General features: G+C 68.8%; 16 protein-coding genes and 5 pseudogenes. 7 read left to right on the forward strand and 14 right to left on the reverse strand.

Annotation, left to right across the window (positions count from 1 at the left end):
• Positions 1-401 precede the first annotated feature (401 nt).
• The 6 genes from SGA01_RS18015 to SGA01_RS18040 form a co-directional block, all read right to left on the reverse strand.
• Entirely contained in the window at positions 402-1,799 is a 1,398-nt protein-coding gene (locus SGA01_RS18015) for an aminotransferase class III-fold pyridoxal phosphate-dependent enzyme (RefSeq protein ID WP_141297504.1), read from the reverse strand.
• 231 nt (positions 1,800-2,030) lie between these two features.
• Positions 2,031-2,936, reverse strand: a complete 906-nt coding sequence (locus SGA01_RS18020; protein ID WP_141297505.1) for a carbon-nitrogen hydrolase family protein — start codon at positions 2,934-2,936, stop codon at positions 2,031-2,033.
• The gene (locus tag SGA01_RS18025; protein ID WP_229917873.1) at positions 2,933-3,727 is read right to left on the reverse strand and encodes an ABC transporter ATP-binding protein; all 795 of its coding nucleotides are present in this window, start codon (positions 3,725-3,727) and stop codon (positions 2,933-2,935) included. The genes SGA01_RS18020 and SGA01_RS18025 overlap by 4 nt, the downstream gene beginning before the upstream one ends.
• Positions 3,724-5,700 (reverse strand): dipeptide/oligopeptide/nickel ABC transporter permease/ATP-binding protein, encoded by a 1,977-nt coding sequence (locus SGA01_RS18030; protein ID WP_141297507.1) that lies wholly within the window; start codon positions 5,698-5,700, stop codon positions 3,724-3,726. Before SGA01_RS18030 ends, SGA01_RS18025 begins: the two co-directional genes overlap by 4 nt.
• Positions 5,697-6,713 (reverse strand): ABC transporter permease, encoded by a 1,017-nt coding sequence (locus SGA01_RS18035; protein ID WP_024758431.1) that lies wholly within the window; start codon positions 6,711-6,713, stop codon positions 5,697-5,699. The genes SGA01_RS18030 and SGA01_RS18035 overlap by 4 nt, the downstream gene beginning before the upstream one ends.
• Entirely contained in the window at positions 6,713-8,296 is a 1,584-nt protein-coding gene (locus tag SGA01_RS18040; RefSeq protein ID WP_024758432.1) for an ABC transporter substrate-binding protein, read from the reverse strand. Before SGA01_RS18040 ends, SGA01_RS18035 begins: the two co-directional genes overlap by 1 nt.
• 113 nt (positions 8,297-8,409) lie before the next feature.
• Between SGA01_RS18040 and SGA01_RS18045 the strand changes: the two genes are divergently transcribed.
• The gene (locus SGA01_RS18045) at positions 8,410-9,321 is read left to right on the forward strand and encodes a LysR family transcriptional regulator (protein WP_229917876.1); all 912 of its coding nucleotides are present in this window, start codon (positions 8,410-8,412) and stop codon (positions 9,319-9,321) included.
• A gap of 799 nt (positions 9,322-10,120) precedes the next feature.
• Positions 10,121-11,965 carry a serine hydrolase domain-containing protein gene (locus SGA01_RS18055; protein ID WP_141297508.1) on the forward strand — a complete coding sequence of 615 codons (1,845 nt, stop codon included), beginning with the start codon at positions 10,121-10,123 and terminating at the stop codon, positions 11,963-11,965.
• A 71-nt stretch (positions 11,966-12,036) separates the two neighbouring features.
• Here SGA01_RS18055 and SGA01_RS18060 read toward each other — a convergent pair.
• From SGA01_RS18060 to SGA01_RS18070, 3 genes and pseudogenes are all read right to left on the reverse strand, one after another.
• Positions 12,037-12,446: pseudogene (locus SGA01_RS18060) on the reverse strand (hypothetical protein); the annotation flags it as partial.
• A gap of 23 nt (positions 12,447-12,469) precedes the next feature.
• Positions 12,470-12,697 (reverse strand): annotated as a pseudogene (locus SGA01_RS18065) (hypothetical protein); the annotation flags it as partial.
• Between the two features lie 341 nt (positions 12,698-13,038).
• Positions 13,039-13,614 carry a helix-turn-helix domain-containing protein gene (locus tag SGA01_RS18070; protein WP_174867362.1) on the reverse strand — a complete coding sequence of 192 codons (576 nt, stop codon included), beginning with the start codon at positions 13,612-13,614 and terminating at the stop codon, positions 13,039-13,041.
• A gap of 122 nt (positions 13,615-13,736) precedes the next feature.
• On the opposite strand from SGA01_RS18070, the gene SGA01_RS18075 reads away from it, so the two are divergent.
• The 3 genes and pseudogenes from SGA01_RS18075 (at position 13,737) to SGA01_RS18085 (ending at position 15,997) form a co-directional block, all read left to right on the forward strand.
• Positions 13,737-14,573: a DMT family transporter gene (locus SGA01_RS18075; protein ID WP_141297509.1), complete on the forward strand. Its 837-nt coding sequence runs from the start codon at positions 13,737-13,739 to the stop codon at positions 14,571-14,573.
• Between the two features lie 28 nt (positions 14,574-14,601).
• Positions 14,602-15,250, forward strand: a pseudogene (locus tag SGA01_RS18080) (FMN-binding negative transcriptional regulator).
• Between the two features lie 39 nt (positions 15,251-15,289).
• Positions 15,290-15,997 (forward strand): B3/B4 domain-containing protein, encoded by a 708-nt coding sequence (locus SGA01_RS18085; RefSeq protein WP_141297510.1) that lies wholly within the window; start codon positions 15,290-15,292, stop codon positions 15,995-15,997.
• 63 nt (positions 15,998-16,060) lie between these two features.
• Here the strand turns inward: SGA01_RS18085 and SGA01_RS18090 are convergent.
• Positions 16,061-16,612: pseudogene (locus SGA01_RS18090) on the reverse strand (Tn3 family transposase); the annotation flags it as partial.
• A 4-nt stretch (positions 16,613-16,616) separates the two neighbouring features.
• On the opposite strand from SGA01_RS18090, the pseudogene SGA01_RS18095 reads away from it, so the two are divergent.
• A pseudogene (locus SGA01_RS18095) lies at positions 16,617-17,483 on the forward strand (IS701 family transposase); the annotation flags it as partial.
• A 620-nt stretch (positions 17,484-18,103) separates the two neighbouring features.
• Here the strand turns inward: SGA01_RS18095 and SGA01_RS18105 are convergent.
• Genes SGA01_RS18105 through SGA01_RS18115 form a run of 3 tightly spaced genes read right to left on the reverse strand, consistent with a single transcriptional unit; the run spans position 18,104 to position 20,831 of the window.
• Positions 18,104-18,562, reverse strand: a complete 459-nt coding sequence (locus SGA01_RS18105) for an ATP-binding protein (protein ID WP_024758438.1) — start codon at positions 18,560-18,562, stop codon at positions 18,104-18,106.
• Positions 18,563-18,588: 26 nt separating this feature from the next.
• A complete protein-coding gene (locus tag SGA01_RS18110) occupies positions 18,589-19,959 on the reverse strand; it encodes an APC family permease (protein ID WP_141297511.1) in 1,371 nt (456 codons plus the stop codon).
• A complete protein-coding gene (locus SGA01_RS18115; RefSeq protein WP_141297512.1) occupies positions 19,956-20,831 on the reverse strand; it encodes a carbon-nitrogen hydrolase family protein in 876 nt (291 codons plus the stop codon). Before SGA01_RS18115 ends, SGA01_RS18110 begins: the two co-directional genes overlap by 4 nt.
• A gap of 759 nt (positions 20,832-21,590) precedes the next feature.
• Between SGA01_RS18115 and SGA01_RS18120 the strand changes: the two genes are divergently transcribed.
• Positions 21,591-22,415 (forward strand): tetratricopeptide repeat protein, encoded by an 825-nt coding sequence (locus tag SGA01_RS18120; protein ID WP_229917878.1) that lies wholly within the window; start codon positions 21,591-21,593, stop codon positions 22,413-22,415.
• A gap of 546 nt (positions 22,416-22,961) precedes the next feature.
• Here SGA01_RS18120 and SGA01_RS18130 read toward each other — a convergent pair.
• A complete protein-coding gene (locus SGA01_RS18130; protein ID WP_141297514.1) occupies positions 22,962-24,650 on the reverse strand; it encodes a hypothetical protein in 1,689 nt (562 codons plus the stop codon).
• Positions 24,651-25,141 lie beyond the last annotated feature (491 nt).

A 25,141-nucleotide genomic window follows, 5' to 3' on the forward strand; every position in this document is an offset into this window, starting at 1 on the left:
GAAGTGATGCGGGTGATCTCGCCTACCTGCCTCCAGCAACGCCCTGACCAGGACTTTTACCCTCCTGCAGGCCGTTGGGGAGAATCCGGGGAGAATCGACTGCCGACACAGCTCCTGCGTCTGTGACTTCCCCCCATCCTCATCCAGGCTCGGCATCTCGCCGGTCGCCCTTGCCGCCCCCCTAGCAGATCACGGACAGTGACCTTGGCCTCTGAGCGGAGCCATACGCCTGCCCTCTCTGCGCGGCCTCCTGATGGCGGCGACAAGCCGTGTTCTGGTCAGCTCGGCGTCTGCGCCCTGCGGAAACGGATCTGCACCGCCCGACGATGCCGATCCTCTACCGGAAAAGGGGAGGCGTCTGGCTTGAAGCTGTTCCACACGAGCGGCGTGAGTGCTGATGGTCAGCGGGCGTGGAGGAAATAGCGGTCCGCATCAGTGAGGGCCTGCCCCAGCAGATCGACGATGTGGTCGAGTTCGTCGCGGGTGGCGATGAGGGGTGGTGCGATCTGCACGACCGGGTCGCCGCGGCCGTCCGCGCGGGCCAGGAGTCCGAGGCCGCGCATGCGTGCGGGAAGGAACTGCTTGACGAGTTCGTCCTGGCGCTCAGGGGTGAAGCGTCGGCCGTCCGCTCCGGCGACGAGTTCGAGGGCCCAGAAGAAGCCGTCGCCGCGTACATCGCCCACGATGCTGAGATCGGTCAGTTCAGCGAGCCGCTTGTGGAGGTGGCCGGTCAGGCCGCGGACGTTGTCCAGGACGCCGTCTCGTTCGAAGATGTCGAGGTTGGTCAGGGCGGTGGCGGCGGCGACCGGATGCCCGGCGAAGGTCAGCCCGTGCAGAAGGGTCACGCCGTCGTTGAAGAAGGGCGCGGAGACCTTGTCGGACACCAGGACGGCGCCGAGCGCGGCGTAGGACGAGGCGAGGCCCTTGGCTGTGGTGATCATGTCGGGGATCGCGCCGTACTTGCTCACGGCGAAGTATTCGCCGATGCGGCCGAAACCGGTGATGACCTCGTCGGCGACCAGGAGGAATCCGTATCGGTCTGCCATCGCCCGTAGCCCCGCCCAGTAGCCTGCCGGAGGCGTGAAGCAGCCTCCGGAGTTCTGCACGGGCTCGGCGATGAGCATGGCCACGTTCTCCGGGCCGGCCTCCAGTACCGCCGCTTCGGTCTCGGTCAGGATCCGCCGGGTGAAGGCATTCTCGTCTGTGTCGGTGGTGCGGTAGTGGTTGGTGTTGGGTGCGTGGATGACCTCGAAGGCCGGCGCGCCGAACGGCTCCTTGAGTGCCGGGATCCCCGTGAGCGCGAGGGCGCCCATGGTCACGCCGTGGTAGGCGGTGCGGCGGGCGATGGCCTTGGTGCGCTGAGACTGGCCTTGGGCGACGTGGTACATGCGGGCGAGCTTCCACGCGGACTCAACGGACTCCGAGCCGCCGGAGGTGAAGAACACGCGGTTGATGCCGTCAGGTGCCAGAGCGGCAAGCCGCTCGGCCAGCTCGATGGCGGCGGGGTGTGCGGTGTTCCACAGAGTGCTGAACGGCAGGCGGTTGAGCTGCTGTTCGGCCGTCTTGGCGAACTCGGGGCCGTAGGAGTAGCCGAGCTGTGCGCAGAACAGGGCGGACAGGCCGTCGATATAGCGGGTTCCGGTCGCGTCGTAGACGTAGACGCCGTCGGCCCGGTCGGGCAGGAACATTCCCTGACCGTTGCGCAGGCTCGCGTGTTGGCCGAAGTGCAGGAGCAGGTGTTTGCCGGCTGCTTCGCGCAGCCGGTCGGCCTGGTGTGTAGTGGCGAGGTGGTCGGGCATGGTGTTCTCCGGGGAGGTCGGCGGGCACATGAGGGGCAGACGGCAGGCCCGGCGGAGCGACTGGGCGGACCCAGGCGCAATGGGCGGCAGCTTTTTGTGAGCAGCTGCCGACCGCTGGAGCGGTATCTGAACGGCGGCTTTGAGAGGGCTCGGCGGCGACTCGGCGCCCGCTGCGGAGCCAGGGCGTCAGGCGCCTGGCTGTCGGTCGCGACCGCGGGACCTCTGGGTGTCTCAGGCTCCTGTCGATCCGGCCCGGGCGGGATGCAGCGGGCCGAGACCGGTCATGATCTGACCCTTGTCGTAGCCCTCGGTGGCGGGCGGGAAGGGGGGCGGGGCGTCGCGCAGTTGCTTCCACAGCGGGTTCAGGCCGAGGGTGCCGCGTTCACGGGTGGTGGCCACGAGGTCGAGGTCGAGGTGGAAGGTGAGGAACTCCTCGCCTGCTCCGCCCTGGGCCAGTACGCGACCTTCGGGGTCGGTGGCGATGCTGCGGCCGGTGCCGAAGAGGCCGCCGATGTTCGGGTTGAGGACGTACACCTGGTTGGTGATGGCGTTGGCGCGGGCGAGGACCAGTTCCTGTTCGCGGTCGGAGGTGCGGGTGTAGGTGGGCTGGATGATGACCTCGGCGCCCATCCAGGCGAGGGTGCGGGAGATCTCCGGTACCCAGCCGTCGTAGCAGATCGCCAGGCCGAAGCGGCCTACCTGGGGGATGTCGAAGGTGACGTAGGTGTCGCCGGGCACGGAGGTCTCGTACGGCATCCAGGGGAAGATCTTGCGGTACGAGGCCACCACTTCGCCCTGCGGGGAGATGGCGACGGCCGTGTTGTGGACGCCCTTGGCCGATCGCTCCGGGATGCTGCCGGGGACGATCCACAGCCCGGTGTCGGCCGCGAGCCGGCATACCGCGTCGGTGGTGGGGCCCGGGATCGGTTCGGCGAGGCGGTCGAGGTAGCCGACCGGGTGGCGGGCGTCGAAGCTGCCGAAGGCACTCAGGTACAGCTCGGGGAAGACCACCAGGTCGATGGACGGGGAGAGGGCTTTGAGGGAGCGCACCTCGCGGCTGAACTTCGCGAATGTGGCCTGGGGGTCGCCGGTTACGGGTGCGACCTGGGCGAGGGCGACGCCGAGGATTCGGCTCACTGGAGAGCTCCTTGTGCGGTGGCGGCTGCGGGTGTGCTCGGCGGGGTGTCGTCCGGTGGGCGGAGCCCGGGGACGGCGTCGAGCAGCCTGCGGGTGTAGGGGTGCTGGGGGGAGTCCAGGACCTGGGCGGTGGGCCCGGTCTCGACGAGTTCGCCGTGCAGCATGACGCTGACCCGGTCCGCGATGTGCCGGACCACGCCCAGGTCGTGGGTGATGAGGAGGAAAGCGAGGTCGCTGTGCTCGCGCAGGTCGAGCAGCAGGTTGAGGATCTGGGCCTGGACGGAGACGTCGAGGGCGGAGGTGGGTTCGTCCAGCACCAGCAGCGAGGGCCCGACGGCGAGGGCGCGGGCGATGGCGACGCGCTGGCACTGGCCGCCGGAGAGCTGGTGGGGATAGCGGGTGAGGACAGTGGCGGGCAGGCCGACGCGCTCGAGTTCCGCAGTGACGTCGGTGACAGGCCGGCCGGCTTCGCGCAGTGGCTCGGCGATGAGTTGCCGGACGGTCATCCGGGGGTTGAGGGCGGCGTAGGGGTTCTGGAAGACGATCTGTACCTGGTGGCGCAGCCGCCGCAACTCCTTGCGGCGCAGCCCGGCGAGCGGGCGGCCCGCGATGTGCACGGTGCCGGAGGTGGGCGGGATCAGGCCCAGCACGCAGCGCGCGAGGGTGGTCTTGCCCGAGCCCGACTCACCTACCAGCGCGTGTACTTCTCCTGCGGTGATGTTGAGGTCGACGCCGGCGACAGCGGTGTGCGAGCCGAAGGTCTTGACGAGCTGCTGTACGTCGAGGATCACGCGGGGACTCCCTTCGGCTGGGTAAGGTGGCAGGCGCTTGCCCGCGCTCCGGCGGCGTTGAGAGGCGGCGGGGTGGCGCATACCTCCGTGGTGTGGGCACAGCGGTCGGCGAAGGGGCAGCCGGTGAGGAGGTCGGGGCGGTCAGGCACGCTGCCGGGGATGGAGGGCAGCGCTTTGCCGGGGGCGGCCCGGTCGGGGAGGGCGGCGAGCAGGGCGCGGGTGTAGGGGTGATCCGGGGTGTCCAGTACGTCAGCCACCGGGCCTGATTCGACGACCTGACCGGCGTAGAGCACGTACATCCGGCTGCACAGTTCGCGGACCTCGCCCAGGTTGTGGGTGATGTACAGGACTCCGAAGCCGTGCTCGGCCTGCAGGCGGCGCAGCAGGGAGCGGAACTCCTTGGCCACGGTGACGTCCAGGGCGGTGGTCGGTTCGTCGGCGATGAGCAGATCGGGCCGGCACAGCAAAGCGGCGGCGATCATGACGCGCTGCAGCATGCCGCCGGAGAGCTGGTGGGGGTAGGAGCGTGTGACGCGCTCGGCGTCCAGGCCCACTTCCGTCAGTGCGGTGCTCACCTGCTGGGCCGCTTCGCTCCGGGTGCCGCCCTGGTGGAGGCGTACCAGGCGGTCGAGTTGGCGGCCGAGCGGGGTGACGGGGTCGAATGAGGCGGCGGGGTTCTGGAAGACCATGGCCACCTTCCGGCCGCGGATCGTGTGGAAGCCGGCGGCCCGCAGGTCCTGGCCCTGGAGCCGGATGCCGCCGGAGGTTTCGGCTCCGGCGGGGAGCATGCCGAGGACACTGAGGGCGGTCAGGGACTTGCCGCAGCCGCTCTCGCCGACCACCCCCACGACCTCGCCCGCGCGCACGCGGAGGGAGACGTCGCGTACGACGGCAGCGTCGCCGATGGTGACGCGCAGCCGGGAGATCTCCAGCAAGGGTGCCGCCTGACCGTCTGCGCGCTGCTTGCCCGGGCCGGGCGCGGTCTCGTCCTCAGTGGCGGGCAGGGGGCTCGCCGCGTCGGTGTCCTTCCCCTCCGGCCGGCGCCGCAACAGAGCGGCGGCCTGCCCGGCCAGTGTGCGCAGGCCACGGTGCGCGGCGGCGGAGCGGGCTTCCGTGCGTGGGTCGAACACGTCACGCAGAGCGTCGCCGAAGAGGTTGAAGGCCAACACGGTGAGGAGGATCGCCAGGCCCGGGAAGAGCGCCGCCCACCAGTGGGTCTGGAGGTCGCCGCGGGCCTCGGCGACCATCAGGCCCCAGTCCGCCTGCGGCGGGCGGGTGCCCAGGCCGAGGAAGGCCAGTGATCCGGCGGCCAGGATCACGGTGCCGATGTCGACGGTGGCCTGCACCAGAATCGGTGAGACGGCGTTGCGCAGAATGTGCCGGACCATGACGACTCGGTCCTTGAGCCCCAGGGCGCGCGCTCCCTCGACGAAGGGCCGCTCACGCATGGATGCGGTGATGCCCTGGACCAGCCGGGTGTACCAGGGCCACCAGGCGATGGCCAGCGCGAGGGCGGCGTGCTCCAGGCCGGGGCCGAGGGTGGCCACGATGGCCATGGCGAGCAGCAGGGGCGGGAAGGCCAGGAACATGTCGCACAGCCGCATGATCGCCTCGCCCACGCGCCCGCCGCGGAAGCCTGCGATCAGCCCCAGCGGTACGCCCACCAGCACGGCGAGCCCGACCACGAGGAGCGGTACGGTCAGCGCCGGCCGGGCACCGTAGATGATGCGGCTGAGCACGTCGCGGCCGAGGTTGTCGGTGCCGAGCAGGTGGCCGGCGCCGGGTGGCAGGTGGCGGGCGGCGACCTCGGCGGCTCCGGCGCCCTGATCAGGGTGCGGGGCGAGCCAGGGGCTGAGCAGGGCGGCGGCGACCAGGGCCGCGAGCAGCACCAGGCCGAGGACGGCGAGCGGGTCGCGGAGCAGGGCGGTGAAGCGGGCGATGCGCGGCGGGATGGTCTGCGGGCTGTGGCTCATGCCGGCCTCACTCGCGGGTCGAGGCGCGCGTGGACGAGGTCCACCGCGAGGTTGACGAGGACGTAGGCGACGGCGCCGATAAGGGTGACGCCCATGACCGCCGGGTAGTCCAGGCTCAGCAGGCCGGAGGAGGCGTACTGGCCGAGGCCCGGCCAGTCGAAGACCACTTCGACGAAGAAGGCGCCGGTCAGGGCGTAGGCGGCGGTCAGGCCGAGCACCGTGACGGTGGGTGGGAGGGCGTTGCGCAGGGCGACGCGCCAGACGAGGGTGCGTTCGGGGACGCCGTAGGCGCGGCCGACGCGGATGTGGTCTTGCTGGAGCGCCTCCAGCATGCTGGTGCGGGTCATGCGGGCCACGACGCCGAGCGGGTAGGCGGCCAGTGTGAGGGCCGGCAGGATCAGGTGCGCCGAGGCGCTCGCCAGCGCCGCCCCGTTGCCGGTGAGCAGCGCGTCCACCGTGTTCAGTCCGGTGATCGAGTGGATCGGCGCGGTGAACTCCAGATCGCTGTCGATGCGTCCGGTGGGCGGCAGCAGTCCCAGGCGGCCGAAGACCAGCAGCTGGAGCAGCAGCCCGAGCCAGAAGGCGGGCACCGATACGCCCGCGATGGACAGCAGCCGCACCGCCTGGTCGATCAGCCTGCCGGGCCGCACCGCGGCTATGCAGCCGAGCGTGACGCCCAGCACCAGCGCGACCGCCATGGCGGCGCCGACTAGTTCGAGGGTGGCGGGCAGCCGGTCGCCGAGCTCGCCGAGGACCGGCTGCTTGGTGGCGATGGAGGTGCCCCAGTCCCCGGTCAGCACATTGCGCAGATACGACAGGTACTGCACCGGCAGCGGCTGGTCGAGGCCGAGGGCGTGTGTCACCCGTTCTACTTCCTCGGGCGTCGCCTTGGCGCCGACGTAGGTGAGGGCGGGGTTGGAGGGGATCACCCGGGCTATGACGAAGGTGATCGCGCTGACCCCGAGCAGGACGAGCAGGGAGCCTCGCAGTCGGCGCAGTAGGAAGCGCGGCATCAGCTGGCTCCGCGGTGCAGCTGGTGGAAGGGGATGGAGAAGGAGTAGTTCGGGTTGCAGGCGAAGCCCTTGACCTCGCTGTTCATCACGACGGGGGTGCGCATGTCGTAGAGGAACGCGCCGGGGGCCTGCTCCAGCAGCCGGCGCTGCGCCTGGCCGTACAGAGCGGCGGCCTTGTCCTGGTCGGTGGCGGTGTGGGTGCCGGCCTCGTCGACGAGCTTGTCGTACGTGGCGTCCTTCCAGTAGCTGAGGTTGAAGAAGGGCTTGTCGCTGCTGCGGAAGAGCGAGACCAGGTTGTCCGAGCCGGCGTCGGAATAGGTCGGCCAGTACATCAGCAGGAAGATGTCCTGCGCCTTGGCCGGGTCCGCCTTGGCCTTCTCCCACTGCTGGTTGAACAGGATCGGCTGCAGTTCGACCGACACGCCGACCTTGGCGAAGGAGTCCTTGATCAGCGGGGCGTACTTAGCCTGCTGTGCGTTCTCCGCCGCGTAGCTGAGGGTCAGCTTCAGGCCCTTGCCGCCCTCGTATCCGGCCTCTGTGAGCAGCCGACGGGCGGCCTCCAGGTCGTACGGCGTCTGCGGCAGCTGCTCGTCGTAGGGGAAGGCGCCGGCCGGTACGGCACCGCGAGCCCGGGCGCCGAAGCCTTCGGCGCCCACCTTGACGATGTCGTCGTACGGGATCGCCTGCGCCAGCGCCTGGCGTACCTTCACGTTCTTCAGCGGGCCCTTGGTGGTGTTGAAGAAGGCCGTGTGGCTCTGGAAGGTAGGACACTCGGTGACGGTGTAGCGCTTGTCCTTCTTCAACCGGGCGACGTTCTCCAGTGGCAGCGCGGCGGCGTAGTCGACCTGGCCGGACTGGAGCATCTGCTCCTGCGCGGTCGGCTCGGCGGTGATCCTGGCGACGACCGTGCGGTAGCGCTCGCCCTTCCAGCCGCCCCAGTACTTGTCGTACGCCTTCAGTACGACCCTCTTCTTGGCCTGGTACTCCGAGACCCGGTACGGGCCGGTGCCTGCGTCAACGCCCTTGGCAAAGTAGTCCTCGCCCCTGGCCAGGGCCTTGGGGCTGACGATCCATGCCCCGTACATGGACGAGGCGATCATGTCGACCGGGGCGGCGCTCTTCAGCTTGAGCACGACCGTGTGCTCGTCCGGTGTCTCGATGGTGTCCAGTGTCGACCAGATGAAGGCTGCGCCGCCGTCCTTGGCGGAGGCTTCCAGGGACGCCTTGACCGCCGCGGCGTTCATCGGCTCGCCGTCGTGGAAGGTGACCCCCTTGCGCAGATGGAAGGTCCACGTCCTGGCGTCGGCGGAGGACGCCCAGCGCTCGGCGAGGGCGGGGCGGAAGCGCTCCTTCGAGCCGGGCGGGTTCATCCACAGCAGCGGCTCGTAGACGTTGCTGAGGTAGTAGACCTCGGTGGAGAAGGACTTCACCGGATTCCAGGTCGTCACCTCGGCGGTGGTCGCCACATTGAGGATCTGCCCGGTGCCGCTGTCGGTGCCGCTGTCGCTACCGCTGCAGGCGGACGCGAGCAGACCGCAGGCCACCAGAGCGGCGGCGGCGGGTGTTCTTCGGGACGTGGCCATGAGTTCGCTCCTCGGGAAGGCGCATTCGCCGGCTGTTCACAGTGAGGCAACAATGGGCCGGGTGAGCTATAACCTCAAATACTTGATGGGATTGACTTTCATGCCTTTGAGGCATGGATTGGAGGTTCGCTGTGGAGCTGAGGGTGCTGCGCTACTTCCTGGCGGTCATCGAGAGCGGCTCGGTGACCAGGGCGGCAGCCGAAGTCCATATCGCCCAGCCCTCGCTCTCCCGCCAACTGCGTGGACTTGAGGCGTCCCTGGGAGTGACACTGTTCGACCGCACGGGCAATCGGATGGAACTCACGGCGGCCGGCCGCCGATTCCTGCCCCTCGCCCGGGACCTGGTGACCCGCGCCGACACCGCCCTCGCCGCGGCCAGCTCGCTGGCGTCCGGGCGGGCGATGCGGCTCACCGTGGCGGCCCCCGCCACCACCATCACCGATGTGATCGCCCCGTTCCTGGCCACCTGGGGTCCAGAGGATCCCCTGGTCACGGTGCAGGCGGAGAACCCGGTACGCGCCTACCAGGCCCTCACCCGGGGCGCCGACGTGGCGATCTCCTCAGCCCCGCCGCGCCACCGCTACGCTGGGCTGGCCGTAGCCCGGCTGCCGCTGTGGGCCTACGTGCCGCCCTCACACCCCTGGGCAGGCCGGGACCGGATCACCATCCAGGAGCTGACCGGTGAACCGCTGATCGTCCTCACCCTCGCGCACGGCACCCGCCGCATCCTGGACCAGGCGGTACAGGACGCGGGCAGTTCCCTCGACATCGTCCTGGAGTGCGACACCCCGCAGGTCGCCCAGGCGATGACCGCCTCCGGTCACGGCATCGCCGTCGTCTCCGACGACCCCCGCTTCGGCCTGCACCCACTGCTGATCATCGACCGGCACGGGGAGCCCCTGCAGATCCGGCTGCACGCGGCCTGGGACGCCGGCCACTACGCGCTGCGCACCATCGAGTCCTTCGCCACCGGCCTGGCCCGCTTCTGCGTCGAGCAGTACGGGCCGCAGGCAGCGGGGAGCTGAACCTGCCGGCATTGGGCCGGTCTGGCACGAAAGCCATTCAGGAGTCGTGGCCGGCTCGGGACGGTGTCTGGTCCAACCGGTCCCGCGACAGAGGGAGACGGCCGGACCGGAACACGGCGCGCTGCTCGCAGACCCATCGCTCGCCCTGATCCACGGATTCCGGCACGCGCTCGTTCATGGTGTCGAGCAGGTGGGTGCACCATCGCCGGTCGTCGGCGCTCCACCCCGTCCAGCGGTGCCGGGCCCATACGGAGCCGGCTGCCATCGATGACGGCGTCGGTTCGGCATCGGGAATCCTCCGCCTGCTTGCTGTGCCAGGCGGCCCAGCCGAGGACGGCACCAACCACCGGAACATCCCCGCGACCCTCGCACGGTGAGCCTGCTCAGGAGGTCGACTTCCCGGTCCTCGTACTCCAGCGCACGACGCACCCGCCTCTCGGTCATGCGGTTGCGCCACCGACGGTCGGCGCCTTCCGGCACACCGAGCTTGTCGAAGACATGCCCGGCGAGCCGCCCAGCCGCTTGCCGACCCCGCAGGCCGGCGTGGTCTCGCCCGGACAGCTGGACCCGGCGATTCGAGCAGCATCCGACCTGGGTGGCAGGTCAGCTGTGGCGTTCTCGGCAAGTTCACGCAGACCTGGCTTCTCGTCTACCGCCCCGGCGATGCGGCGCACTCCGCCGGAGAACCTGCCCCGATGCTTTTGAGACACCGTGGCCAGTCCTGACAGGCATTGGACAGCTCTCGCTGCGCACACCCACCATGCCGCAACAACAGACCCCGCCCGGAAGAGGGACATCCATGACCTCCAGTCCGCCCACCCGCCGCCCACGCGCCATGCGATGTCTTGCGACGGCCACGGCACTGCTCACCGTGCTGCTCGCCGGCGTGTTCACCGCCCCATCCCCCGCGCTCGCCGAAAGCGCGGCCCCCGTGCCGGGCGACCCGCTCACCGGCAACGGCGCCGTGCCCCGCACGGTCCTCACCGCGTCCCAGCTCTCCAGCGCCACCCCCACCGACACCGTCGTAGACAGCGCCTTCGCTCTGCCCGCCGAGGCGGCCCCGCCCGCACACACCTTCGAGGGCACTCTGACCCTCAACGGCACCGCCACGGCCGGCGGCTACCGCAAGCTGAAGGACCCCAACCGCTACTCCCGCACCGAGGCCACCAAGCACCTCCCCCCGTTCAGCGCCACCCTCGTACAGAACGGCAGCCACCTCATCCCCACCGTGCGCGGGCTGCGCTACACGGGGAACGCCTCCTGGAACCTCGCCGTGGGAGCAGGCCGGGCCTGGCAGGAAGACGGCGACGGCGGCCGCACGCGCGCCGCGCTGCCCTTCGCGCTGGTCGAACGGAACGCCAACTGCGTGCATAACGGGGTGCTCTCCTTCCTCTTCGACGCATCCTCCATCTCCCAGGTCCGCTACCAGATCACCGCGGAAACCTGCGCCTACCACCAGTTCGACATGTGGGGCCAGGTGGCCGCCACCTACCAGCCGGGCACCGTCGCCGGTGGCGAAGCCGCACGCGCCGCCTACGCGGCCGAGGTCGCAGGCCGACTGCCCACCAAACCCATCGCGCAGCTCGCCACCGACCACCCCGGCGCCGGTGTGGACACCTCGAAGTTCGGCGCGGGGATCACCCCCACCGCGCTCAGCACCTACGGCTTCTACTACGACGGCGTGAACTACGTCGGCGGCTGCCAGACCAGGCGGGGCCAGTACCCGTTCTGCGGGCAGATGCTGCTGCCCTCCTACTCCACCGCCAAGTCCGCCTTCGCCGGCACCGCCCTGCTCCGGCTCGCCCAGCGCTACGGCACCGGTGTCGCGGACCAGCGACTGACCGACCTGATAGCGGAAACCGCCGGGAAGAGCGCCTGGTCGGGGGTCACCGTCGGCCATGCCCTGGACATGACCACCGGCAACTACACCTCGGCGCTCTACGAGACCGACGAGTCGGGCAGCACCATGACCGACTTCTTCCTCGCCGAGCCCTACGTCACCAAGATGGACAAGGCGCTGTCCTTCTCACGCAAGGCCACCCCGGGCAGCAAGTGGGTCTACCACTCCTCCGACACCTTCCTGGCGGCCCGCGCCATGAACAACTACCTCCAGAACAAGGCAGGTTCCGGCGCGGACCTGTTCCACATGCTCCGCGACGAGGTCCTCACCCCGATCGGCATCAGCCCGGACGCCCGCGTCTCCTCCCGTACGGACAACAGCGCGGCCGGCGTCCCCTTCGGCGGGTACGGGATGTTCTGGACCAAGGACGACGTCGCCAAGTTCGCCAAGTTCCTGAACAACGATGCCGGCGCGGTGGCCGGCACCCAGGTGCTGCACCCGGGCCTGCTGGCCGACTCCATGCAGCAGAACCCGTCAGAACGCGGCGCCACGACGACCGGCAGCACACCGATGCGCTACCAGAACGGTTTCTGGGGCCGGGAGTTCACGGCCGCAGACAACCCCGCCTACACCCAGCCGTTCCACGTACCGTTCATGTCCGGATACGGAGGCATCACCGTCGCGATGATGCCCAACGGCTCCACGTACTACTACTTCAGCGACAACAACGAATTCTCCTGGATCGCGGCAGTATCCGAGTCCAACAAGCTCGCCCCCATGGCCTCACTGCAGAGTCCTTCCTGATCGACGACGCCACCTTCCGCGTGAACTGACTGAACACCTCCGGTCAAGGGGCGGACGCCGAGCTCAGACAGCTTGATCGATACGCGGTCGCCGCACAGTTTCGACCAGTCGTCGCGGTCGAAGGCCGCGTTCCAGTGGAGCTGCGGAGCGGAGCGCCATCGCGGCCACGAGAGCGCCAATGGCGCACTTGTGGCCGTGCAGGCCGCCGGCATCACTCATCAGCTGCACCGCAGTAAAGCTGTCCACCTGGGTGACGTCGTGGACCTGAACCGGAATAGCACCCAGCGCAGCCGGGCGGTCTCTGTCTTCCCGACGACAGAGACCGCCCGGCTGGTCTCTGTCGTCCCGACGACGGCCTCCACCACCGTCAGGGCCGACACGAGGACGGGCACGCCTACGCACCGGGCGGCCTTGATCCGGATGACCATCTGTCGGTCGCTGCGCAGGAGCAGCGACGACAGCGCCTGAGAGCCAGAACCAGGGACCTGGCCGCGGGTCCCTTCCTGCGGCACTGTCGCCGGGTGCGTACGGCGCCGGTGCGTCACCGAACAGGTCGCGGCGCACGGCCTGAACTTCGTTCTCGCTCAGCGGTTCGAGCTCGGCTTCGCAGGAAGCCACGATCTCGGCGAGGCCGTCCATCGCCGGCTGGGTCCGGACTGCTGCGGTCGCGTAGGCGGACACGCCGCGCTTGCCGGTGCGGGTGCGCAGAACACCGAGGAGTTCCGAGAGCATCGAGACGGAGATGTTCGCCAACACCTTCTCGGCAGACAAGCCTTCGTGGCGCCTGGCCGGGAAGACCCGCATACGGGTCCGAGAGCGGGGTGGACTGCGGCTCACGCCCGCCGAGGCCGGAGTCCTCGTCTTCTTCCGGGCGCCGCACCCATGGCAGTTCCCGCTCCAGCCAGTCTCAGCAGTCCGGTGATGTCGAGCAATCACCATCGGATCTGATTGGATCCGGGCCACCGCGAGCCCCCGGATTGCACGGTTCATTGGACGCCTCGGCCACCTGTCGTCAAACGATCCTTTACCGACAGGCAGGCGGTCTGGCTGTCTGTCCCGGAGCCCTTGAGGTACTACGCGGGGCCCGGGGGTAGGTGGACGGTCATGATCAGGTGACAGGTCTGGGTGCCCATGCCGCGGTAGGTGTGGGTGGTGTCGGCGTCGAAGGTGGCGGTCTGTCCGGCGGCGACGGGGTATTCGGCGCCGTCGACGACGAGGACCATCTCGCCGGCGGTGACGCTGACGGTCTCGGTCACGCCGGCCTGGTGGGGGTGGCTGGGGTATTCCTCGCCGGGTTCCAGGGTCCAGCGCCAGACTTCGGTGGCCGCCGGTCCGCTGGTGGTCAGCATGAGCCGGGCCTCGCCGCCGTGCTCGCCCTTCCACAGGGGCATGACGGTGTCGGCGTCCACTACTCGCACACGCTGTTCGGGGCGGCCTTCCATCAGGGCGGAGACGGAGGCGCCGAGGGTGTCGGCGAGGCGAACCAGGGTGGCGAAGTTCGGGTTGCCCTGCGCTTTCTCCAGGGCGACGAGGGCTCCCTTGCTGACCTTGGCGCGGCGGCCGAGTTCGTCCAGGGATAGTCCGGCGCGGGTGCGGGCCGCGCGGACGTTGTGTGCGAGCGTTCGCAGCGCTGCTTCGGTGTCGGTCATCGCTATCACCCCTCCAAGCAGGTGGGTCACTGCACTGGTCTGCGCGGTCGTTCGGTTGACGACTTACGGTCGGTGCGTTGTACGGTGTAGTCGTTCCATTGATAGTAAGGGATGTACTACCTGTGATCGCTCTGCTGCTGGCCCTGGGCAGCTCTCTGGCTTATGGATGCGCCGACTTCCTCGGCGGTCTCGGCGCCCGCAAGGCCCACGTCCTGCGCACCGTGATGATCGCGGCCCCGGCCTCGCTCGCCGTCGAGCTGCTGCTGTGGCCCTTCCTCGGCGCCTCCTTCGCCCCCGCCACCCTCGCCTGGGGTACGGCCTCCGGCGTCGCCTCGGCCGCCGCGTTCGCCCTGCTCTACAAGACCCTGGCGATCGGCCCGATGAACGTGTTGTCCCCGATCACCGCGCTCATTTCGGCGATGCTGCCGGTCGGCGTCGGGCTGGCGCAGGGCGAGCACCTGGGCCTGGCCGGGCTGATCGGCCTGCCGCTGGCACTGGCGGCGGTCGTCCTGGTCAGCGCCGGGCACGGCGCTAAGTCGGCCCGCCCCTCGCGGACCGCGCTGCTGCTGGCCTTCGGCGCCGGCGCCGCCATCGCCCTGCAACTGGTCTTCCTGCACCAGGCGCCCTCCGACAGCGGAGTGGGCCCGCTGATCGTCGGCCGTGCCGTCTCCTCCGCCGCCACCCTGGCCGCGGCCGGAGTGATGTTCCGACACTTGGGCACGGAGAAGCCCGCGTACCGGATCTCGGCGGCGGCCGGTGTGCTGGACTCGGTGGCCAACCTGCTGTTCCTGCTCGCCGCCCGCAGCGGCGACCTCGCCGTCGTCGCCGTGATCACCGCCCTGTACCCGGCCAGCACCGTCCTGCTCGCCCGCAGCGTCCTGGCCGAACGCATCCACCGCGGCCAGCTGATCGGCCTGGGCGCCGCCGCCGTCGCCGTCAGCCTTCTCGCCCTCACCTGAACCACCACCCGTACGGAAGGAGCCCGGGATGTTCATCCAGCCCTGGGACGCAGCCCTTGACGACGCCGAATGGCAGACCTGGATCGCGGCCGGCCACGACTTCGGCATCCTCAGCGTCAACGGCCTGCCTGGCCAGGCCCCGGTCGTCGTGCCCACCCACTTCACCGTCGACGGCGCCGCCCTGCTGATGCATCTCGCCCGGCCCAACCCCGTCTGGAAGACGATCGAGGCCGACTCGAACGTCACCTTCACTGTCACCAGCGACTACGCCTTCATCCCCGGACCCTGGCGTGCCAAGCCCGGCACCGAGCCCACCGACGGTGTCCCCACCAGCTACTACGCCGCCGTGCAGTTCACCTGTCAGGCCACCATCGTCGACGAACCGCAGGCCAAAGCCGAGCTGCTGCGCCGACAGATGGCCCACTTCCAGCCCAACGGCGACCACGCCCCCATCGACCCCGACCAGCCCCCCCTACGGGCGGATGCTGCCCGGTATCCGCGGCCTGCGCCTGGACGTCTCTGAGGTCCGCGCGAAGTTCAAGTACGACGACCACAAACCCGCCGAGCAGCGCACCGACACCGCCCGCCGGCTCACCGAACGGGGCACCGCCCTGGACGCGCCCACCGCCACCCAGCAGCTCCGCCGCCTGGACCGCGTCGGCACCTGGAAGGCCTGACCGCCCCCGGCCCGCTCACCGAACGGAATTGCTCCCACGATGACCGCCTTCCGCATCAGCCCCGACGTCTCCGACGCCTTCCCCGACACCCTCATCGCCGTTGTCACCGCCACCGGCCTGAACGGCCGCGAGCCCTGGCCCCATACCACCGAGGCTCTGGAGGATCTGGAGGCCCAACTCGCCGACGGCACCTGGACCCCCGCCGACGAGAGCGACCCGCGCATCGAGGCGTGGCACACCGCCTACCGCTCCTTCGGTACCAATCCCCGCCGCATCCGCCCCAGCGTCGACGCCCTCGGCCGCCGCCTGGCGAAGAAGGGCACCCTGCCCCGGATCAACCCGGCCGTCGACTCCTACAACGCTGTCTCCGTCCGCCACGGCCTGCCCGCCGGAGCCTTCGACCTTGACCACGTCACCGGCGACGCCGAAATCCGCTACGCCGACGGCACCGAGGCCTTCACCCCGCTCGGCGAACCCGACACCGTCGAGCACCCCAAGCCCGGCGAGATCATCTACACCGACACCACCGATGTCCTCACCCGCCACTGGAACCACCGGGATGCCCACCGCACCCGCGTCACCGAAAACTCCACCCACGTCGCCTTTGTCCTGGAAACCCTCCACGCCACCCGCGACGGCCACCTCCTGACCACTGCCGCCGACGAATTGCAGGCCCTGCTCACCGAACACTCCGCCCAGAGCACCGTCCACTACCTCAGCCCCGCACACCCGCAGGCCACCCTTTGACACCACGCCCCTGGCATCCCAGTGGCAGCCCAGGCTAAACAGACCTCGTTCGGGCCTCGGCGCTCACTCCTGGCCACCACCGTCATCGTCCTCGTCCAGCTCCAGCGCGTCCGGATCTCGCAGCGGACGCAGGGCGCCGGCGGCCGGGGTCGAGGCAGTGAAGCTGTAGCAGCCGAGCAGGTTCAGGTTGCGGTGCTTGAGCGGGGACAGACGGGCGATGTCCTCGTCCCGCAGCTCGTGTCCCTCGGCGCGGAGCTGGGCGACGGCGGCGTCGATGTACTTCGTCGTCCAGAGCACGATGGCGTTGAGGACCAGGCCGAGTGCGCCGAGCTGGTCCTCCATACCGTCGCGGTATGCCTGGTGGATGGTGCCGCGCTTGCCGTGGCACACGTCCCGGGCGAGCTTGTGGCGGGACTCCTGCACGGTGAGCTGCCGGTTCATCTGACGCCGGTAGGTGTCGTCCACCGGGTCGACCACCCGCAGCAGGTGCTCGGTCTTGGCGATCCGCCCGTACTCCGCGAACGCCGCCCCGAGCGGCGTCGGGCGGCCGTCGCGGCCGAACATGCGCAGCAGGTCGTAGGCGCGGACCTGGTTGGTGACCAGGGAACCGGCGACCTCCCTGAAGAAGGGTGTGAGGTCGACCGGGGTTCAGCGGCAGTACTCGGGAACGGCGGGGCGGACGGAGAACTCCCAGGTCGGAGTCTTCCTTGCCGATGCGGCTCCGTTGGGACGGACACTGATCGACCGCCGCCTTTGCCTGCCGGCGTCCTGGACGGACGATCGTGAACGGTGTCGGCGGGCCGGCATCGAGGACACGGTCGTCTTCGAGACGAAGGTCGCGATGGCCAGGGCGATGGTCCGCCGGGCGATCGCGGAGAAGATCCCGTTCGGGTGGGTGACCGCGGACGCCGGCTACGGCTACTCGAAAAGCTGGCGGACCGAGCTGGAGCGGGCCGATGTCTTCCATGTCATGGCCACCACCCGGCACGACACCGTCGTCACCCGCTGGGCCATGGACCACCCGGTGCATGACCTGTTCCACGACCTGCCCCGGCAGAAGTGGAAGCGCCGCTCGTGCGGCAACGGCTCTCACGGGCCACGGGTCTTCGACTGGGCGAGGGTCGAGGTCCGCCCCTGGCACCGGGAAGACCGGCGGCACTGGGTGATCGCCCGCCGCAGCGTCCGCCGGCCTGAGGAGATCTCCTACTACATCGCCTACTGCCCCGCCGAGACCACCCTCGACCAGCTGATCCGCGTCGCCGGCAGCCGGTGGGCGGTCGAGGAATGCTTCCAGACCGCGAAACAGGAATGCGGCCTGGACGACTACCAGGTCCGCCGCTACCCCGGCTGGCACCGCCACATGACCCTGGCCATGGCCGCCCACGCCTGCCTCACCGTCCTGCGGGCCCGCGAGCTCGACACCGGGAAAGCAGAAACGGATCCTCCGGCCTCGTCCCCCTCAGCCTCCCCGAACTCCGACGCCTGATCCACCGCCGCCCAGCGTCCGTCAACCACGTCCTGCACTGGTCCCACTGGCGACGCAGACGCCAACACCAAGCCCGCGTCAGCCACTACAAACAACGCGGCCACACACCGCCGGAAACTGCCCAACCATCAGACCAAAGACCGTTGCAGTACTAGAGCAGCGGCGTAACGTCGCCCGCTCCCAGGGCGTCGAGGAGCGGATGACCACCGCGGTGCACGACGTGCGCGAGCCGCTGGCGCTGCCGGACGCCTCGATGACGTGGTCTTCGCGCACATGCTGCTGTGCACGGTGCTGTCAACGGCGGAGACCCACGCTTCGGTCGGCGAGGTCCACCGTGTCCCGCCCCCGCGCCGCCGGCGGATATCACCGACGACGGCACCGGTCTGCTGTGCGTCACCCTTTTGCTGAGGCTGCGCGCCCGCATTGCCGACACAGCGGCGGGCACGGTCGTCCACGTCATCGCCACCGACCCCGCCGCCCCGCTCGATCTGCCCGCCTGGTGCCACATGACCGCGTCTCTGACTCAGCGCCCCGTGACAGTCCGATGGCTCCGCAGTTGACGCCGAGCGGATGGGCGAAGAATCGTCGGCCGAGATGGTGTCGCGTGAGGTCGAGAGGGGTCATCGACGAGGGCCTGCTGGAAGGGTGAGGATAGCGATGACGATCTTTCCGTACTCGGTCTCCTCGACCGACCAGGCGCTGGCGAGGCTGTCCACGATGAACAGGCCGCGCCCGCTGGCAGCCACCGTCCCTTCGTCAACAGATGAGTTCGAAGGTCGCGCAGGGACGGCAGTGATGTCGGCCCCGCGGTCGACGACGCCCAACGCCGCACCGAACTCGTAGACCTCAACCCTTATGAGGACCGCACCGCTGCTGTGCTGGATGGCGTTGGCGATGAGCTCGCTGGCCACCAGCATGGCATCGAAGAGCTGATCCTCCGCCTTGCCGTCCAGGACGTCGACCAGGACGGTACGGGCGGCGCGCTGCGGGGTATCGAGTCCGTCGAGCACCACATCACGGTGGATCAACAGGTCTCCGAGGCTCTGGTCATGGACCAGTTCAGCAGTTGTCGTGGACATCCTCGTCTCCTCACATCGGGAGGGAGCTACGCGGTGGCTCTGTCCGTGACCGCGGTGTCGTCGTCGAAGGTCATCTCCGGTGCGGGTCGGCGGAAGCCCTTGGTCAGGACGGCCAGGTAGACGACGCCGATCGCCAGCCAGACGCCGCCGATCTGGAGTGCGACGTCATCGAGCCTCGTGAGCAGGTAGAGAGAGACGCCAACGCCGATGGCCGGCATCACCAGGAAGGAGAAGAGGTTGGGGGTGCGGCCGTCTCTGCGCTCTCGGACCAGGTGGGCGATCACGCAGACGTTCACCAGGGCGAAGCCGAGGAAGGCGCCGAAGTTGATGAACGAGGTGGCTGTGGTCAGGTCGAGTTTCATGGCGATGACACCGGCGGCCGCGGTCAGCAGCAGGTTCAGGACGGGCGTGCCGGTCTTCCCCGACAGCTTGCCGAAGACGGCCTTGGGCAGTGCGCCGTCGCGTCCCATGACGTACATGAGGCGTGCGGCGGAGGCTTGCAGGGCGATACAGGAGGCGATGGATCCGGCGATGGTGACGAAGTTGATCATCTCGGCGTACGTCTCGCCACCGACCAGGACCTTCAAGTGGTAGGCGGCCGCGTCGACGTCGACGAACGTCGCGCCGGGGTGAACCAGTTGCATCACGAAGGACAGCACGATGAAGATCGCTCCGGCGGCGATGACGCAGCCGATGATGCCGCGGCCGATCGTCCTCGCCCCGCCCCTGGCCTCCTCGCCCAGTGTGGAGACGGCGTCGAAGCCGAGGAAGGAGTACGCGGCGATGGCAGCGGCCGCAGTGACCGCGCCGATCGAAGTGCCGGAGTTCCACAGAGCGTCCGTGACGGGGGCGGACGAGCCGTGCTTGCCGAGGAAGACGACACACAGGGTGGCGAAGAGGACCAGCGACCCCAGAGCAATGAACATCAGGACCTTGTTGACGCGGTCCGCGAGCTTCATGCCGAAGACGTTGATGGCGGTGGTGATGCCCACCGAGACGATCAGCCAGACCCACTTGGGTATGGCAGGGAACTGGGCGTTGAAGTAGATCGCGGTGATCAGCCAGCCGACCATCGGGATGAAGAAGTAGTCGAGCAGCATCGCCCAGCCGGACAGGAAACCGATGCGGCTGTCGAGCATCTTGCGGGCGTAGGTGTAGACCGATCCCGCGCCGGGCACAGCGCGTGCCATCTTCGCGTAACTCAGCCCGGTGAGCAGCATCGCGAGGGTGGCGACGGCGAAGGCGGTGGGGGCCACGCCGCCGCTGGTGGCGGCGACCACGCCGAACATGGTGACGACGATGCCAGGGGAGATGTAGGCCAGGCCGAACAGGACGACGGAGAAGAGGCTCAGGTCGCCCTTCAGTCTCATGTTGTTCCCCGTGGTCTCGCTGTTCATCGTGGCTCCTCGGTGGTGGGGGCGGGGTTCCAGGTGGCGGGGTCGATGCGGCCCCCGTACAGCGGGAGGTCGAGGGCTGGGTCGCCGGGGCGGAATTGGTCCCAGATCCGGTTGAGACCGGCGGTGCCGTAGCGGCGGACGTTGCTGACCTCGTCGAGATCGATCACGTCGGTGAGGGTGGAGTCGCTGGCATCGACGGTTTCGGCGCGCACCGTGCCCTGGGGGTCGATGACGAGGCTGCGGCCGATCCCGGAGGGGGCAGCGGAATTGACGCTGGCGACGAAGACCTGATTGGCGATGGCATTGGCGCGGTTGAGGACGACTTCCTGTGCGCGATCGCTCGTCGGCGTGCGGACCACGTTGACGATCAGCTCGGCGCCCATCCAGGCCAGATGGCGGGAGATCTCCGGGAACCAGGTGTCGTAGCAGATGGACAGTCCGATGCGGCCGACCCCGGCGAGGTCGACGACCTCGAACCGGTTGCCGGGTGTGGTCGTCTCGTACGGGCGCCACGGACAGATCTTGCGGTACGCGGCAAGGCGCTCACCCCGTGGCGAATAGACCGGTGTCGTGTTGTGGACGCGGTCGCCGTCTCCTCGCTCGTAGACGCTGCCGGGTACCAGCCAGATGCCCAGATCCCCCGCGAGCTCGGCGAAGACCGCGTCGCGTTTGCCGTCGAGCGGCTCGGCCGCCTGCCCCGGGTCGGCCGGGACGCCGGGGGCGCTCTCGCCGAGGTGCAGTTCGGGGTAGACGACGAGGGCACCGGTTGCGCGTAGTTTCACGCGCCGCTCCACGTCGGCGGTAAAGCCCGCGAGGTCGTCGGCCAGGCGGCCGGGCGCCTGGGCGAGGATCAGGGGCAGGGGGCGGGCCATGCGAGAACACCAGCCAATCGAAGGATGCATTTTACCCGGAGAAGTCGACGGAGATTCGGGCTCCGATAACCAAAAGTTCCGGTGAAATAAGAATGCGCCCCATCAGCCATAGCCTCAAATACTTGGAAGGGCTGATTACCATGCCCTTGAGGCATGAAGGTGCCATGCTTCCCGCGCCTCCCGAGGGACTACCCCCACGGAGATCCGAGTGCTGCGCTCATTCCTGAGCATTGTGGAGACCGTTCCGCCACCAAGGCTGCCGAGGCGGTCCGCGTCGCCCTGCCCTCGCTGTCGCGCCAACTGCACAGTTGGTGAAGGGCCTCAAAGCTGACGATCTTCGACCACGGCGGCTGGCCAGCACTTCCTTCCCCTGGCCCGCGCCCCGGCCGCCCGTGCGGACACCACCGAGGCCGCAGTCGATGCACTGACCGCCGGCCGTGCCACGCGGATCACCGCGGTGGCGCCGCCCATCACCATCACCGGCATGATCACGCCGTTCCTGGCCACCTGGGGTCCGGGCGCACCCGCCTCACCATACCGAAGAGTAACGGCTAGATCGCATAGTGTAATCGGTAACGATCTCAGCGCACACCTTGCGTCACGGCTCGTAACCTCTAGCCTCCGTGCATGGCATTTCTCTCAAGTCGCCGCAGACGGGCACGCATTTCCCTGGAACTCGACGACGCTGCCCTCGGCCGGCTGCTGAAGTCCCTTCAGTCGACGCCGAATACGGGCGCGATCGGGACGACAGACCTGTACATGGCCCAGATATCCCGTCTCCTGAACCAGAGCCGGGCCGACTGGGACCGCCGCACCCATCAGGTCTCCGTGCTGGCGTACCGCCTGTCCGAATCGCACGGGCCCCGCGCCTGGGCCACTCGTGAGCCGCGAAACGCGAGCGCGCTCGTCCTCGCCGCATGGGCGCAGCTCGAACGCGGACGTTCCCGGGGGTACTTGGAGGACGCGGTCGGCATCGCCGACAGCTGTCGGCGCGCCGCCGAACTGGCGCCGGAGGACCCCACTCCCTGGGTGGTCATGCTGGGGCTCTCACGGCTGGAGCGCCGCAGTCAGCCGGAGGTGTTCGGCCTGTGGAACGAGGTACTGGCCCGCGACCGCTGGAACCGCGAGGCGTATCTGAGCATGCTGCGCTATCTGGGGCCGGAGGAGATGGGATCGCGCAGCCAGGTACTGGACTTCGTCGACGCGATCCGCGCCCGCATACCCACAAACGCGCCCTGCGCGGCCACCGAGCTCACCGCCCAGGTTCTGCAGTACCACTCCGTCCTCGCCCTGGGCGGAGTCGAGGCGCTGATGGCACGCAACCACTGGTCCCACACATCGGCCACCCAGGCCCTCGACCGTGCGGCACACACTTGGGCACAGCCCGGGTTCTTCCACCACGCGGCGGCCCTCGCCGACCTGAACCTGCTGGCCTACGCGCTGATGGCCGCCGAGCGGCGCGCCGAGGCCCGTCCGGTCTTCGAGGCGATCAACGGTACGGTCGCGGCCTGGCCCTGGAGCGTCGGAGGCGACCCGGTGTCCGAGTTCGAGAAGGCGAGGAGCAGGAGCGGGACCCGCGTGTGAGTTGCGGGGACCCCCACCCCTCGGCTTGAAGGACCGGGCAGCTCTTGACGGCAAAGCAACATGGGAGGGGGAAGTCAACCGCAGATGGTGTTCCCGGCCTCGGGGGTCCTTCAGGCCACGGGTGACGTCGAACATGAGGTCACGTGCCGCGCTGGCCGTCCTACGTCCTTAGATCTCGCCGGGGTGCCGCCAGGAGTTCAGTAGCGGGATCCTCCGTTGCTGGGAGACACCCGGCACCGCTCTCCCCTGCATCGGCCGCTACCGCGGCCTTGCCATGCTGTGGCACGACCAGACCAGGTCGGCAGCTGCAACGTGGTCATCCGCATCCCCGAGCCCGCGTACCAGCGTCTCAACGCCTGCCGAACTGCTCGGCAGCCAGTGCCACAGCCAGGTGCCCACCGCGATCCAGCTGAGGGCTGCGCCCTGTAGTCGCCAATCACTCATGCCGACCCAAACCGCGCCGTCCGTCCGTCGAACGCGCGTCACATGCCCTCAGCAACTCACGTTGGACGACCTCGCGGAACCACCCTCAGGGACAACACACAACTAGCGAGGATCGGGAAAGCCGTCGAGGCCCAATGGACAGGGGCTGAGCGGCATGCCGTCGTCGGGTGAGTCGGTCAGGAACATTCGGTAGTGCTCGCCCCGGGCCGGGCGCAGCACGAGGGTCGCCTCCGACACGCGACCGCTGCGGAGGGACTCGACGACAGCGGGCCCGTCGTCGACTGTGACTTCCGTGTGAAAGATGCAGACGGAGCCGAGGTTGAGGAGGTGACCTGCGATCGTGACCCCGTACTCGGAGCTTGTGACACGTAGCGACTGCGGCCTGCCGCTGAGCAGCTCCCGTGTGTTCGCGTCGTCGATCCAGGTAAGTGTACTCGTCAGCTCGCGACTGAAGGGTGATGCTACGCAGCGGCCTTCTATCAGGAGACGAGCCATCCGCAGAGCGATCCGGTCGGTCATCGACATGTCGGCGGGGATGGGGAAGTCCTGTTCGCAGTGTCGCTGGACCACTTCGAGGTCCTCCAGGAACAGCTGTAGCTGTGCCCAGCGGCGGAGATCATCTGCAGTGCCACTCTCCGGAAGGCACCACCCCGCACCCGCGAGCTGGCCGTCAATCATCACTCGGAAGCCTCCACCGAGCAAAAGGCGCCGACGCAGCCGCAGCACCTTGAGCGCCTCCGCGGGACCGAGCCCAGCAAGATCGAACTGATACGCGAGCTTCGCAGGAGCCGATTCATCGAATGGGCGCAGCACCCGAAGCAGGGCACCAGGTAGATCCACCTCGATCGAGGTCTCCAAGGAGCCGGCACCTCGCGCCTTCAACCGGCCTGCGTACGACGCCTGCACGCTGCCGTCCTCACCGAGGAAGGCTACGGAGACTGCAGTATCAGCCCCTGACACACGTGAGATCGGCTTCCACGACACCGTGGTGTTGGTGAATGTCTGCGCGATCCAGTCCGGTCCGCTGACCGTCAGGCGCTCAACCACGTCGGGCGGGAGCTCGACCGGCTCGGCGACTCCGAACCCCAGGGACCGTGTAACGGCGGCCGCCAGATCGGCGTCCATGGCCGTTCCGGCGATGGACATGGTGATGGGGCTTACTTCTTGTGCCCGGGGATGCTTCGCACGCAGAGTTTGGATGACATTGTCGCCTTCCCGGGCGAAGTCCACCGTCCAGTTTGGGTCGAGGTCGTCGACCACGCGCCCCAGCGCCTGCACTCGAGTACTCAAGTCGGCCGTGCCGCACGCCAGGATGTCCTGCTCCCGGTTCATGATCTTCGCGTACTCCAGCAGACCCCCATCGCCAGTGGTGCGGCTGAGACTGCGCTCGATATCAATGTGCGCGGCAAGGCGATCGTCCAGTACGGTCCGGTCCATCACGGTGACCTTCACGTCCCGACCTTCGGCCAGGCCCAAGACGAACGCCCGCTCGCCCGGGGTAAGAGTGCAAGGGACCACGAGGACCCACTCATAGGGGTCGTGTTCCATGGCCCGCTTGAACGACTTCTTGATACTCGGTCTGCGCCCACGTCCCTGCAGCCCGTCGGGGAAGTACTTGAGCTGGTAGATCCGCAGGCGGCCGCCTTGCACCACGTCAATGTCTCGGCCACCATCACCGCCGCGCCCGTTGACGGCTCGAACCTCTGCCGTCTCGCTGTAGAGCCGGTGGACCAATACCTCAACGACTCGGTCAAAATGCGGCTGGCCGATCCCATCCCACTCGAACGCCACGGCACCCCCTACTTCGCACGGACCCCTTCAAACAGCATGGCACTTGCCACTGACAGCGCTGTGCAGAACGAGCCCGGGCAGGCCATCGAGCACCAGACCCGCGCCCGACGGCCCCAGCTGGTCTAGGTGGGGCCGCATCTGGACGGACAGCCCCGACCCCGCCTAACCGCGGCTCAACCCCGTTCCCCGGATGCAGGAACTGCCGCCCATCGACCTCTAGGTCGGATTTACAACGACGCCCCGAACTCACCATCGGTCACAGAAGCGCAAACAGCCCCCGACGCAGCGTTCGCCCCACACCCACCGAACATCACGGAAGGTCCCGACCGAGACGCAAAGGTGCGGGATCACCCAACCATTCGGCAGCCGGCTCCAGCGCCCGATCGCGGGGGGGCATCCGCACACAGACAGCGCCCGCCCAGGAGCCTCAAACCGCACGTGACGTTCCATCAGACAATGCGCCGTCCGTGCGTCAAACGTGCGTCACGTGC

This window comes from Streptomyces gardneri (assembly GCF_006539185.1).
Lineage (GTDB): Bacteria > Actinomycetota > Actinomycetes > Streptomycetales > Streptomycetaceae > Streptomyces > Streptomyces gardneri.

Bases quoted from the DNA above. Each gene is read 5' to 3' on its own strand.
- SGA01_RS18035 (WP_024758431.1), bottom strand. From the start codon at position 6,713: ATGCCGCGCTTCCTACTGCGCCGACTGCGAGGCTCCCTGCTCGTCCTG.
- SGA01_RS18105 (WP_024758438.1), bottom strand. From the start codon at position 18,562: ATGTCCACGACAACTGCTGAACTGGTCCATGACCAGAGCCTCGGAGAC.
- SGA01_RS18045 (WP_229917876.1), top strand. From the start codon at position 8,410: ATGGATTGGAGGTTCGCTGTGGAGCTGAGGGTGCTGCGCTACTTCCTG.
- SGA01_RS18055 (WP_141297508.1), top strand. From the start codon at position 10,121: ATGACCTCCAGTCCGCCCACCCGCCGCCCACGCGCCATGCGATGTCTT.
- SGA01_RS18085 (WP_141297510.1), top strand. From the start codon at position 15,290: ATGACCGCCTTCCGCATCAGCCCCGACGTCTCCGACGCCTTCCCCGAC.
- SGA01_RS18030 (WP_141297507.1), bottom strand. From the start codon at position 5,700: ATGAGCCACAGCCCGCAGACCATCCCGCCGCGCATCGCCCGCTTCACC.
- SGA01_RS18070 (WP_174867362.1), bottom strand. From the start codon at position 13,614: ATGACCGACACCGAAGCAGCGCTGCGAACGCTCGCACACAACGTCCGC.
- SGA01_RS18110 (WP_141297511.1), bottom strand. From the start codon at position 19,959: ATGAACAGCGAGACCACGGGGAACAACATGAGACTGAAGGGCGACCTG.
- SGA01_RS18040 (WP_024758432.1), bottom strand. From the start codon at position 8,296: ATGGCCACGTCCCGAAGAACACCCGCCGCCGCCGCTCTGGTGGCCTGC.
- SGA01_RS18115 (WP_141297512.1), bottom strand. From the start codon at position 20,831: ATGGCCCGCCCCCTGCCCCTGATCCTCGCCCAGGCGCCCGGCCGCCTG.
- SGA01_RS18120 (WP_229917878.1), top strand. From the start codon at position 21,591: ATGGCCCAGATATCCCGTCTCCTGAACCAGAGCCGGGCCGACTGGGAC.
- SGA01_RS18015 (WP_141297504.1), bottom strand. From the start codon at position 1,799: ATGCCCGACCACCTCGCCACTACACACCAGGCCGACCGGCTGCGCGAA.